Source organism: Legionella qingyii (assembly GCF_003184185.1).
Genome location: NZ_QHJG01000018.1, coordinates 25,170 through 38,151, shown reverse-complemented (window position 1 = coordinate 38,151; position 12,982 = coordinate 25,170). Strand labels below are relative to the sequence as shown.

Genomic DNA, 12,982 nt, shown 5'->3' with positions numbered 1-12,982 from the left:
TTTCGCTCATATTCAGCTTGGATTTTATATTAGTTACTTCTTTCCGGTAACATTTTTTAACATATCACTAGACTCCTCTAACGCATCATTAATTTTTGATACCACATCGTATTTTGAATGAAAAAATTTATGTCGTCCGGTCTTTGCAACAGGTTTAGCTAAAGTAATTGCTTCTTCTTTTGAGAGTTCCGCTGCTTTAATATAAGTCTTAATTGATTGTCGTAGAGTCTTATCTAATTGAGATATGGTTTCATAATAATTACTTGATTCGTCAATTGGCGTTATAAAATCTCTAGTGAGTTGTTCCGTGGCGCTCTTTATCTGGTTTATTTTGTTTTGGATAATCTGATATTTTTCATTACTTTCGCCATATTTTTCTTCTAGTTTATTGCGTATTGTAATAAGAGCCCTCTCTAAATTTACTGCTGCCTCAACAATCATTTGCTGTTTTTTTTGAAAAAGATCAAAAACCTCCATAATGTGTTCTTGAGTATTATATTTTCTGATGTAGTCGGTATTATAATTTCGAATCAGGCCAAAAGTATGTTTGGAAGGATTAAAATCTTCTACATGATTAGTATATGTATCTAAAACCTCGTCATAGGTCTGATAGTAATTTTTAGTTCGAGCCAGATATTCGGAGGCAGGATATACATCATCGGACCAAGGATCGCAAATATAAGCATCTTTACCCCAAGTCTCTGGTTTACGCGGATCACTCCCTTTTTGTCTTCCAACTACAAGTACCACATGATTTCCGCCCATTAATTGAAAAACTTCCGCGTTTACATGAGGAGCATAATGAGCAATATAATCCAAAGCTAATTCCGAGAGCTCATTACAATTTCCAATTGAATATTTCTTACTGCATTCAACCGATTGATAAAATTCGTAAATATAATAGTCAAACTCTAACCATGAGTTTACGGTTTTTTGAGATTGTTCTCTTACATCTTTTACTGCATCACTAAGACTTTTTTTCTTATCAATAGGATAAGTATTATTGATAAGTTGAGTTCCGCCCTCTATTATAAATTCTCTTGCATATTTATTCGCAAGAAGAGCAGCATCCTTATTTGAATAAGGAACAATGGCCTTTGGCAACTTCATAAAAAACCAAATTAATTAACTTTAAATCAAATTATAGTTCAGATATTGTCTTTATACTGAGATTATTTAATCAACTAAATGCTCAAGCGTTCAAGCATCTTGCCTCAACCTTTATGGCAATAATCTGGTACTCCAGGTTGCAGGCTAAGCTTCACCTAAATTTAAAACACATGAGATCGTTTTCTTCAACGCAGCCTAAGAAGATGGCCGGTTGTATATCAAAAGTAGCATTAGAAGTATTAGTTATCATACCAATCACCGTTTGGTTTGCCTGTTTCTCAACCTTAATAAAAAGTGTCCCTGGCCGAGTCACTAAAGTAGGTTTTTCAGCGCCATCAGCGATAATCAGCTGTACATCTAAGGACATATTGTTGTCATTAACAAAATGAGATAAAGCACTTTGCATGCTATCATAACAAATTTCAATGCCCAGTTTCAGTCCAGAAAAATCCTTAACCAAAGTATCGTTCATTCCTGATTTGAAAAAATTTCGACGCAAGTCCAGGTAGTAAGTTCACTCGAAAAGAAACCGCTTTGTTTCGTTGTATTTTTAAGCATGTCGGTAATATCTTGATGGCGCATACATCAACCTTTGACGATAAAAATGATGAGGGATTGGTTTAAATTTAACTCAAGTTGGCTCAATTATAACAATTTAATCGCATTTTTACCAATGCTCTAACCAGGCTACACTTGGATTGATTCACTTCTGCATCTCATCTATGTTCATCATCTTTGATGACGAGTCAATAGTCCTATATAATCTTGTTACATAATAATGGCTGGTAAAGGATACCAATGTTTCAATCAGCGTTAATAATTGCACTAATGACTTTTAGCATCATCGCTCAAGCAACCCTTCCTGCTGATCCGATTCAGCGCTGCTTAGATGTTAGAAGACTCGCGGACTTTACCACAAGACAGAAAATGGCTGCTAAAGAACCCGGTGTGTTGCGCTTTAAATTTCATAAAATTTCGGCATCAGAGCTACCGTTAGCTAACCCTGTGGGTAATATGGATGAAGTGATTAAAGCATTAAATAATCAGATTGAAAACTGCAATAAAAGCCGCGGTGAATTTCAGACCATGACTATCGCGGGTCATAAATTCAAACGCCAGGAATGGTGCCATAATATCAACAAAAAAATGCTCGCTCTTGCTAAAGCTGCCCGTGGTGATTTTCAAAAATATTTATCAAGCATCAAAACTGAATTTGACTGGTATAAAAGCGAAGGATGGCCTGAAAATCATGCCGGATTTAAAAAGGGTGAATTTCAATTTACTGCCTATTATGCACCAGCCCCTGTTGAAGCGCGCACTAAACGTGGCGACGGATTTTTATATCCTATGTACAGTAATCCAGGTGTTGTAAATGTAGCTTCAGAATGCAAAAAATTTAATTTGAAAGCACCTCTTTGCGGAGTCGACCCACTGACTAAAATGGCACGTGGATTTTGTCTGAAAAACGCCGATGGCACATACTCTGTAGTGCCGGACAGAGAAGAGATTGAGCATGGAGCTTTAAATCCAAAATATATAATTGGCTACGTTAAAGATCCAAATGACCCAGCATTTTTAATGCTTGAAGGCTCTGGCTCATTAATTCTTGATGGCAAATTATTCCATATCAATTACGATGGCGCCAACGGCAGGCCCCGTACTATGCTAGGTCGCATAGTCCAATGCGCACAAGACCCAACCTGCGGCGGCAACCTGGATACAATAGAACGTTGTGCTAAAGATCCTAAATGTCATGATGAAGCAAAGTTGCGCTGCAATGTGTCTAAAGCAATTAGACAAAGTGCTGCATCAGAAAAGCTAATTCGCCAATATTTGGATAACCCTCTTAACCGTGATAAAGCCGCCGACTTGCGAAATCGCGATCAAAGCTATGTATTTTTTGCTAAAGAAGATGGTGGCCCTTATGGTTCAGAAAATATTTCTCTTACGCCACATGCTTCATGTGCAACAGATCACAAGGTAATCCCTGTTGGAATGAGTTTTATCTATAATTGCAAAAAATCGACTTCATGGTGTGTCGCTCAAGACACCGGTGGCGCTATTATGGGAGCTCATGTGGACGTCTATAAGGGGGAGGGAGATCAAGCTGGTGTGGAAGCAAATCAACTAAATCACTCAGGCTCATTATTTATAGCACTACCAAAGCGTGGATAAAACTCAGAAAACTGCATCTAAAACGGAAATGTAGCCTGGTTGTTCGCAGCCAGGTTGCAACCGAAGCGTCACAATAATCTAAGCCTAAATTGTATCGTTGAAATACCCATTTCTTAAATCATCTTCAAAATCAGTTGGCCAAATAGTTGCATAACCGGTATTGTACGTTTTTGTTATATCTGTGGCTTTACATCGAATGCTAACTTTTCCAATGATGAGATAAGGATCTTGAGCATAATCAGTTTCATCTTTCTCAGTCAAATCGAAATCATTCTCATCATACCCATGTCGGGAAAGAATATCTTTATAATCATCTAAAAGGTCAACTTCCATAATCTTACCTCCTGAAATTAAATTATAGTACGTATCAACTGATTGTTTGCAAATTACTCTTATGCACCTCGCAATGACAACTCATAATCACAGCAACAGCAGAGAATTGACTATTTATTGTTTTGCGAATCATAGCAGTTACCAAATGAATGGGATAAGCCGAGTTGTGACTTATTTTTGGTACTCCCTATATCCGGGCAAATCCCGGGCGAGTATTTTTTCTTCATTCAGGATACGGGCAATTAGAATGGATAAGAAGACGGGAACCAACAGCAGTGTCCACCATGATCCAAGCGCAAGCGGTGTGCCGATAAAAAGAAAAATAGCACCAAAATACATCGGGTGACGGACGACTCCATACAGACCCGCCGTAATTACTTTTTGCCCCTCTTCAACGCGAATATTGGCGGCGGCATAGGTATTTACTTTCGATACAAGATAGAAAACGTAGAATGAAAATGCAACCAACATGTCACCCAGGATCGAAATATACCAAGGTACTAACGACCAGCCAAAACGTACATCAAGTGGTGGCAGAACGACAAGTACAAGACAGGTAACATAAAGAGAAAAGATAATGATTTTCTGAGCGGGTTCCTTTTCATACGATATGCCTACTTCGGTACGACGCTTAAGAAGAGCAGGATCATGTTTTGCTAGATATACACTGTATGCAGCGGATTCAATACCAGTCACCACCATATAAATCCAGCCTTGCCAATAGTCCAGGGTGCCCGCAGGAATAAAAAGGAGTGCCAGTATGACAAGCGTCCCTACAGTTGAAGATCGAATCAGTCGTTTATGAAGAGTGTTCATATCTACTTTTTTTCGTCGTAGTTATCTTTCAATTATAGAACTAATCTCATCTTACATTTATCCCCTTTTCAATTCCACGTCTCGAACTGTCTACATTTTACGGTCTAGATGTTCCATTTTTTTTAAGAATATCCAGTAAAATACGTTCGCCTTCAAAACGATCGACAGCATTTAATGTAACTTTACAATAAACTCCATTTTATGATCTATTCTTCCAACTATAGAAAAGGTATTAGATGGTGTTGGATAGTAGTTAAACAGGAAAAGGTAACAAAATAATCATTCAGTTATTAATAATAGGCTATATTTAAAGTTACATAGATCAAAAGGAACTGATATGGAAAATGTAACTAACAGTGCACTTCATCCCGACACAAAAATCATGCAGCAACATAGAGGATGGTTTTTAGGTTTTGGAATTCTGCTCTTGGTCTTGGGTGTTATTGGTTTAGGAATGGATATCTTCTTAACCATAGTCAGCATGTATTTTTTCGCTGCATTACTCATGATTTCAGGATTGTCGCACTTTGCTGATGCGTTTAAACATAAAGAATGGAAAGGTACGGTTTGGCAAATTCTCATTGCAATACTCTACCTTATTGGCGCCGGCATCGTCTTATATGATCCTTTATTAGCGTCAACTATCATTACTGCATTACTCGCATGGACGCTTATCGTTATCGGTATTGTTCGCATTAGCATGTCCATATCCTTACGGCACACCAAGGGGTGGGGTTGGATCTTATTTGCGGGGATATGCACTTTAATACTTGGTATCATGATTTTATCACACTGGCCAATGAGTGGATTATGGGTCATCGGATTGTTTATTGCGATTGATATGATTATCAGTGGTTGGACTTACATATTCATAGCAATTGCTTTACGCAACAAGGCGTAGTCTAGTCACTTGCAACCAGGAATATACCTACTCTCATTCTCCGCAAAATTAGTTAGGTTGAGTCACGACCCAACCTAACTTTATGAACACGCTCAATCATAAGAATAAACTGTATACAATTAGAAATAAGACTTGTGCCGCAGTGACAGTTAGTCCGTTTTGTATCATTGCTTTGACATTTTCGCTTCCAGCAAAGCCCATCGCAGCAAACATATTGGCACCAGGATAGGCATAATTAGTCACACGGGTCGCGAAGATCATGCACAAAGCGAACGATATCATGGGCAATTGCATCTGAAGGACACTAGGAGAAAAAAGCTGATGCAGCATTTTAATGGTTGCTTCCGCAGCACCCGGCATGCCAAAAGCACCTGTGAATCCAATTAACATCGATAATATGGGTTTGCCCCCTAAATTAATTAAGGGGGTTAATAATTCTGTTAATGCAATAAATCCTCCCGCCTGATGAATTAAAACCATAAAAGGATCAAACAAAATAAACAAAAAGAAGAGATGTAGGCTTTTTTGCATCCCCTCAACAAACAATTTAAAAACTTGGATTAAACTTAATTGACTCGCCAATCCCGTAATCAGCGCTAGAAATAACATGACAAAAATGACATAGGTGGTTTTTGCCTGAGCCAATAAACCATAGACGACACACGCCATAAAAGAAATTAAGAAGAGCAAAGTAGCCCGCTTTTGTTGTTTACTGGGCGCAAATGGCTCTGAAGTATCCTCATCTTCACAAGATTCATTCGCATACTTTCGTTGTAATCGGTTAGCCATCACCCACGTAGTAATTAAAGTAACCAAGGCCACTGGAAGAGATGCATAAAGAAGCACCGTCACATAATTTAGTCCTGTAACACCCAGTAACGCCACGACTGGAGGAGCAAAAGGTCCAAGAATTAAAGCCTCTTCGGCTGAAGCCTGCATTAACACAGCCAAACTGGGGCGTGATAGTCCAACAGAACCTGCAATAGGGCGTAAACTGGGAGCTAAAATAGCTAACCCTCCTGCCAAAGTGCCAAGCAAACCTACAATGATAAAAGATGAAAGTACAATGCCAATTTTAGCGCGTCGCTGAGTATTAATCCCAATCCCATAAACAACTTGGTGCACCAAGGTATGACTGACCTGAGTATGCGTTAAGATCTCACCTAAGCCATGACCCAGCATGATAATAAAACCAACTAAGGCCATGAATGAGCCTAACGCATTAGCCATAGAGTTTCCGATGTCAATTGGGCTGCTTAGATTCCACAAATAGCCCAGTCCAACACAGATTGCGGTCGCGATTAACGCATCAACATTGCGAAATAGCATTACAGCATAAAGAACAATAATACCTAAACTGGCTAACTGAATGTAAAAAGACATTAATGGATCACTCCAATCTGATTTAATCCCTGGAAAATACCTTCAATTCCCAAACCAGGTTTGTCTGATAAAATGATTTTAGCGCCAAGGCGTTGCGCCCCACCAAGTACATAATTGTCACGAATCAAATAAATAGGATCAAGGTCTGCATAGAAGATATCCGGCTTACTTAAAGCAAAACTGGCGATAGCAGCAATTCCAATGGGTGATTCCAGCATGCATCCAACCATGATTTTCATGTGTGCTGATTTAGCAATATTATAGATCGCTTGCGCATTCTCAATGCCACCCGATTTCATTAGCTTAATATTGACCCCATCACACGCATTAATTTTTGCAATATTCAGAGTATCTTCAGGGGAAAAACACGCCTCATCGGCAATAATCAGACAGTCTACCTGTTCGCTAATAGCCTTTAAGTGCAGCAGATCTTGAGCACGAATAGGTTGTTCGACCAAAGCAATATTCAAATGCTGTTGCTTCAATGACTCAATAACCTTCAAGGCATCGTCATAAGACCATCCCTGATTCGCATCAACAAGTAACGTAATAGAATCACCTACCGCTTGACGAATCGCATGGACGCGCTTGATGTCTTCAATTGGATTTAATCCCAATTTTATTTTTATAGTTTGGTGCCCTTGATTGACGAGGTCAACCGCATCCTGCACCATCGCATCAATCTCTTTAACGCTTATCGTAATACACGAGCTAATGCTGTTCGTATTACCGCCCAGCAATTTATAAAGAGGTAAGCCACAATGTTGGGCAAATAAATCATGCAATGCGATATCAATGGCCGCTTTTGCCGAGGTATTCCTTGCTATGGCCTGGTTATTCATTTGGAGTAATAAATTCAATTCTGAAATACTTCGTCCAATTAATTGCGGACCAAGAATGGTTTTAATTGCAAAGATAATAGATTCCGTACTGTCTCCAGTGATGGCAGGAGTTGAAGCAGCTGAACCATACCCCCAATTGCCACTATCCGTTTTAATCATTACCACCACATCCTCAACGCATTCAGTACGTCTTACCGCAGTTATAAATGGGCGAATTAATGGAATAGTTAATTGCGCAATATGAATCTCCATAATCTTCATCTAAGCACCTTATTTAAAAATTTATTGCGTCTCAAAATACATTCTCTTTTTTAGATTAATAGGGATATTTTAATGATAATTGACCAATATACCTTGTTTAAAACTGAAGAAACAAGCAACCAGAATCTACAATCTCAAACTTGATGAATGAGTATATTCTTTATAAATCAGGACTTACGAAAAATCTCAAGGTCGAGGCAAAAAATGTTTTTAATGAGGGAGTTTAGATAGACTAAATGACCGAATTAAAAACATTTTTTAACAAAGAGATTGGGGTTTTTCGTAAGTCCTGTAAATGTGTGTTGCGGTATGTTTATGCGGATTTAGATGGATGCTTCCAAAACCCTTTGTGCACTTTGATAGCCTCTTCTTCATAGAAGAGCATCTTAATTAATCTAATCATGGAGGCCAAACTAAAAAACTTGAGGTTCAAGTTTAAAATAATCTAATATCAGCGAGTTACTCAACAATGTCCTGTTGTAGAGTCAATCAGTTAAGGAGCATCATGATTGTTATCTTCGTCCATGGTTGGAGTGTCACACATACCAATACTTATGGGGAGCTTCCCCAATGGCTTGCAAGTCAGAGCAAAAACGGTACGCTGGATATCCGGGTTGGCAATATTTATCTCGGGCACTACATCAGCTTTGACGATACGATAACGGTTGACGATATAGCCCGTGCATTGGATGAGGCATTACGTGATGAAATTGCTGATAAGCTGCGAGATGGGGAGCGTTTTGCTTGTATTACGCACTCTACCGGTGGCCCCATTGTACGAAAATGGATGGATTTATACTTTAAGAATAATCTTGCGAAATGTCCCTTGAGCCATCTTATCATGCTGGCCCCTACCAACCACGGCTCTGCTCTTGCACAACTTGGTAAATCTCGGCTAGGCCGTATAAAGAGTTTTTTTGAAGGTGTTGAACCTGGGCAACGTGTACTTGATTGGCTTGAGCTCGGAAGCGATATGAGCTGGCAACTTAATGAAAGTTGGCTTGATTACGATTGCACAGCTTATGGTATCTATTCCTTTGTACTTACCGGCCAGAAAATTGATCGCCAACTTTATGATGCACTTAACTCCTACACGGGGGAAGCTGGGTCTGATGGAGTGGTACGCGTGGCGGCTACCAATATGAATTATAGTCTGTTGAAACTACATCAGGAGGGAAATAACGGTGAAAATCTTGCATTCTCCCAAATGATACGGTCAAAACCAATGGCATTTGGGGTTCTTCCTGGGCTTTCGCATTCCGGTAAAAATATCGGAATCATCCGTAGTGTTACTATGGCCAATGCCGCCACTCATCCCACGGCAATATGGGTTCTGCGATGCCTGCAAGTAAAAAATCCTGCCTCTTATAATACATTAGTACAAGAGCTCGATAAGATTACTAAAGAAACTCAGAACAATGAGCATAAAGAATCAGTGAACACGCTTATCTTTAAGCGCGAATATATCACCAATCGCTACTCCATGATTATTTTCCGGCTTATTGATGACCGGGGCAATCATCTTGTCGATTATGATCTCTATTTAACTGCTGGTCCCAAATATAGCGAGCAGGCACTTCCTACAGGGTTCTTCGTAGATCGCCAAAAAAACTTGAATAATCGAGGAAAACTCACTTATTTTCTTAACTACGACATCATGGAGGCAGGGATTAATACGCCCAAAATGAAAGGTAATCTGGGATTACGTATTAAGGCATACCCTGAGTCAAGTAACCAAGCCCTCGCCTATTATAGGTTGCTTGATTTTCATTCCTCGCTTACCGACATGAACAAAATTATTCATCCAAATGAAACAGTAATGGTTGAAATCACGCTTCAGCGCCGAGTAGATAAGGCAGTCTCGCGGATCACTAATAACCTTACCCCCGCAAAAATCAGTGCAAAACCGACTGGCAAAAAGGTAGATTGACATTATTTCTGTTTGAGTATTCGTATATCAAAAAAGCGAAGCCTGGTTGCTTGCAACCTGGCTATGGACTGCTTAATCTATTACTGAAAAAGGCCCAAATACTCCTCTTCAGTAAAGGCTTTTAACGGCTCATTTGCATCAGACTCATGGAATATTGATTGAGCTCGTGGAGCAACCATTTTCGTTTGCTCATGAGTTGTTAGAGAACTTTGTCTCCCGGTAATAAAGGGATATGGCAGTGGCTCAGGCTTTGGAACAACGGTCTTTTCCTTCATAAGAATTGCAGGATACGGTAGCGGTTCAGGTTTGGGAACAATCGTGTTTTCACTATTGAATGAAGATGCGCACGAAGGTTTTTGATAGGGTCCAGTTGGAATCCATTGCGGCGGGAAGAACACTGGAGCTGTTCTGCTTTGTTGCTTTAAAAGATAAGTCTGATTCCTTAATTGAACTTTTGCATCCCATTCAGCATAGATTTTATCTACAGCAGTTGCTCGTTGTTGCGCCTGTTTATCAGCAAGACCTCGCCTTACCAAATCATTGACTAGAGAGACATGAATTGGCTTACCATACATTTGTTCTAAATAATTCCCTGAAGCCAATAAAATAGGCCCCTCACACACCAGAGTAATGTGTTCACTATTAATTACCAACGGTGTTTCTTTTTGTTTCCTTTTTTCGTCATCTCTAATTTTTGCTTCCAGCATTTTAGCAATCTTATGATTCGTACATCCATAGGCAGTAAACATAGCATGCCCTTGATGAGGCTTGGCAGGTAACCAAAGTACATTAAAATTATCACCAGGTAAGAATAGTCCATTAAAATTATAGGCTGCTTTTATTTGAGCACTCCCCTTATTCCTTTTAGTATATGAAGTAGCACCCAGGTATTCTTCCGAAAAATCAATTAACTCTGACTCCTCAATTTGTTCAGGTGATATACGCTTAATTGTTAGTGAATCTTTACTGGTATTTACTATAATTAAACGGGCACGTGAATTATCATCTTGCCCCATCTTTGACTTGTATATATAGAACGATTTATTTCCGAATTTGTCTTCCGGATGAACCTCCTGAACTTTCCCGTCAAAATATCTTTCTAAAAACTTCATTGATGCAACAACATAAATTCCATGTGTTTCTAGATAATATTCCGATGATAAGGATTCTTGCTCTTCTATATCCAACTCCATAGGATAGTCCATCTTGAATGCTGACTTTATATTTTCCAGCATCTGGTTAGCCTCTTCTGGCGTAATGCATTCATAAACACACAGATAATCATCCTCATCGAATGGAGATCTGGATTCACTTACGCTCCATTTTGTTATTTCAAGGTTTATACCAATGACCAACATCAGTTTCATGTATTATCCTCTTATTATTTGGATTTTAATTCGTAGTTAACCTCTAAAACTAGTCTTAAGAGGGCTAAAATGAATTGGTTAGAACATCAACTGCCAAAAGACTTACATTTGAACACCAAAGCCTCAAATATATCAGATAAAATAATTTATGGACAACATAATTAGGCTTGGATAGCAATCAGGGAATGCTTGCTAAAAATTAATGAATTTATAAAGTAGATTATAATACTTGACCTTGCCGCAACGTTAACCCTTATTGTGTCTCTTGTGGCTTAAGAGGAATACCATATGAAGTACACAATTAAACAAATAGCGAAGCTTTCTGGTATAAGCACCCGGACTTTGCGCTTTTATGATGAAATTGGTTTATTAAAGCCTGCATTCTATGGTGATAATCAATATCGTTATTATCAGGAAGAGCAGTTACTTTTACTTCAACAAATTCTGTTTTTTCGTGAACTTGAGTTTCCTCTTAACGACATTAAGGAAATTTTGAGCTGCAATGATTTCGATAAAATAAAATCGTTACAGCAACAAAAATCCTCATTGCAGTCTAATGTTGAGCGAACACAAACACTCATACAGACGATTGATAAAACCATTTCCCATTTAAGAGGACAATATAAAATGAATATCGAAGAAATGTTTGAGGGATTTGACCCCATCAAACAACAAGAACATGAAAAATATCTGGTTGAAGCGGGCGTAATGTCACAGCAACAAATTGATGACAGTTGGGCAAAAGTTTCTCATTGGAAAAAACCTGATTGGGAGACATTTAAAGCTTCTGGAGAGCAATTAAATCTTGCACTTGCTAATGCAGTTAAACAAGGCCTTAATATAGAATCAAAGGAAGTACAGGACCTTATTCAACAGCACTATGACTGGGTCAAAAATTGTTGGACGCCAACCAAAGATACTTATTTAGGGCTTGGGCAAACTTATCTCAACCATCCTGATTTTCGTGATTTCTTTAATCGTTATCATCCTGATTTGGTCGAGTTTTTGACTGCGGCGATGGAAGTGTTTGCAAAACGCAATTTGTCTTAAATTGGATTGCCTACCACAAGGTAGGCAATCTTTAAGGTAAAATCAGCATCGATGCAGTGGGTTATATTTTAAGATCAAGGAAAAACAGAGTACTTTTAATTTTTCGGAGAGAAACCATTTCCTGTTTTTTCAGTTGGATCGTTCCCAAAACATTTCTGCAACAATGAAAGAAAATATTCAAGGAACATAAAATGTTCAAAAAAGGATGGCTTTTGTACAATCTTAAAAGATGTCGTGCAATCCTGCTTCATCTTTTCACCAAAGACTTTAAGTATATTATGCAAATCCCCATCTTGATAAATTGGGCGGCCATCAAGAATACCTTGCAAATCTTTTATAACACGCTCCATGCTTCTTTCATCACGAGTTAAGCGACAACTCTTATGACTAATACTTGGAGCAAAAATACTTCTTGATTCACCAAAATAAAAATTGGCGACGTCCTTGCCGTAAGTATTAAATGATTGGCGTGCATAACGCTTCAACAAATACAGAGCATTCTCATAATTATTACCAAACCCTGCATCCTGCCAAGCTTGTCGCCAATAAGCTAAGCCTTTACCACTCATATTAAACAAATTGTCCAAATAGTATTATGGTTGTATTATATTGGAATTATAAATAGATTGTCAAAACTCGATTTTGTGCTTGTAGAATTTTATAGCCATTATCACTGGCGAGAATGGCTGCCAAGTTGATGTAGTTCCATTTTAACTATGCAGTTGTTCTAATTTCTGCACATCGTTTTGCTTGTCATGGATGGATTTCAGAATTTCTCTAATTTTAGGATCCTGCCTACATTTTAGTAAGTACG

At 38.6% G+C, this 12,982-nt stretch carries 12 protein-coding genes; 4 read left to right on the top strand and 8 right to left on the bottom strand.

Annotation, left to right across the window (positions count from 1 at the left end):
- Positions 1-33: 33 nt before the first annotated feature.
- Both DGG96_RS11785 and DGG96_RS11780 read right to left on the bottom strand, forming a co-directional pair.
- Positions 34-1,110, bottom strand: coding sequence for a hypothetical protein (locus tag DGG96_RS11785; RefSeq protein WP_110142860.1), 1,077 nt, complete (start codon positions 1,108-1,110; stop codon positions 34-36).
- 151 nt (positions 1,111-1,261) lie between these two features.
- Positions 1,262-1,609, bottom strand: coding sequence for a hypothetical protein (locus DGG96_RS11780; protein ID WP_133249335.1), 348 nt, complete (start codon positions 1,607-1,609; stop codon positions 1,262-1,264).
- A 299-nt stretch (positions 1,610-1,908) separates the two neighbouring features.
- Here DGG96_RS11780 and DGG96_RS11775 point away from each other — a divergent pair, with 299 nt between their 5' ends.
- Positions 1,909-3,285 (top strand): MltA domain-containing protein, encoded by a 1,377-nt coding sequence (locus tag DGG96_RS11775; RefSeq protein WP_110142858.1) that lies wholly within the window; start codon positions 1,909-1,911, stop codon positions 3,283-3,285.
- 84 nt (positions 3,286-3,369) lie between these two features.
- Here the strand turns inward: DGG96_RS11775 and DGG96_RS11770 are convergent, their stop codons facing one another.
- Both DGG96_RS11770 and DGG96_RS11765 read right to left on the bottom strand, forming a co-directional pair.
- Positions 3,370-3,618 carry a hypothetical protein gene (locus tag DGG96_RS11770; protein ID WP_110142857.1) on the bottom strand — a complete coding sequence of 83 codons (249 nt, stop codon included), beginning with the start codon at positions 3,616-3,618 and terminating at the stop codon, positions 3,370-3,372.
- Positions 3,619-3,789: 171 nt separating this feature from the next.
- Positions 3,790-4,434 carry a methyltransferase family protein gene (locus DGG96_RS11765; RefSeq protein ID WP_110142856.1) on the bottom strand — a complete coding sequence of 215 codons (645 nt, stop codon included), beginning with the start codon at positions 4,432-4,434 and terminating at the stop codon, positions 3,790-3,792.
- Positions 4,435-4,771: 337 nt separating this feature from the next.
- Between DGG96_RS11765 and DGG96_RS11760 the strand changes: the two genes are divergently transcribed.
- Positions 4,772-5,335 carry an HdeD family acid-resistance protein gene (locus DGG96_RS11760; protein ID WP_110142855.1) on the top strand — a complete coding sequence of 188 codons (564 nt, stop codon included), beginning with the start codon at positions 4,772-4,774 and terminating at the stop codon, positions 5,333-5,335.
- Between the two features lie 96 nt (positions 5,336-5,431).
- Here the strand turns inward: DGG96_RS11760 and DGG96_RS11755 are convergent, their stop codons facing one another.
- Entirely contained in the window at positions 5,432-6,718 is a 1,287-nt protein-coding gene (locus DGG96_RS11755) for a Na+/H+ antiporter NhaC family protein (protein ID WP_110142854.1), read from the bottom strand.
- On the bottom strand, positions 6,718-7,821 hold the full coding sequence (locus tag DGG96_RS11750) for a dipeptide epimerase (RefSeq protein ID WP_110142853.1): 1,104 nt from the start codon (positions 7,819-7,821) through the stop codon (positions 6,718-6,720). Before DGG96_RS11750 ends, DGG96_RS11755 begins: the two co-directional genes overlap by 1 nt.
- A 505-nt stretch (positions 7,822-8,326) precedes the next feature.
- Here DGG96_RS11750 and plaB point away from each other — a divergent pair.
- On the top strand, positions 8,327-9,751 hold the full coding sequence (gene plaB, locus DGG96_RS11745; RefSeq protein WP_110142852.1) for a phospholipase PlaB: 1,425 nt from the start codon (positions 8,327-8,329) through the stop codon (positions 9,749-9,751).
- A gap of 80 nt (positions 9,752-9,831) precedes the next feature.
- Here the strand turns inward: plaB and DGG96_RS11740 are convergent, their stop codons facing one another.
- Positions 9,832-11,118, bottom strand: a complete 1,287-nt coding sequence (locus DGG96_RS11740; RefSeq protein WP_110142851.1) for a hypothetical protein — start codon at positions 11,116-11,118, stop codon at positions 9,832-9,834.
- A gap of 288 nt (positions 11,119-11,406) precedes the next feature.
- Here DGG96_RS11740 and DGG96_RS11735 point away from each other — a divergent pair, with 288 nt between their 5' ends.
- Positions 11,407-12,168, top strand: coding sequence for a MerR family transcriptional regulator (locus DGG96_RS11735; RefSeq protein WP_110142850.1), 762 nt, complete (start codon positions 11,407-11,409; stop codon positions 12,166-12,168).
- 95 nt (positions 12,169-12,263) lie between these two features.
- Here DGG96_RS11735 and DGG96_RS11730 read toward each other — a convergent pair whose 3' ends face one another.
- The gene (locus tag DGG96_RS11730; RefSeq protein WP_110142849.1) at positions 12,264-12,737 is read right to left on the bottom strand and encodes a hypothetical protein; all 474 of its coding nucleotides are present in this window, start codon (positions 12,735-12,737) and stop codon (positions 12,264-12,266) included.
- Positions 12,738-12,982: the final 245 nt, after the last annotated feature.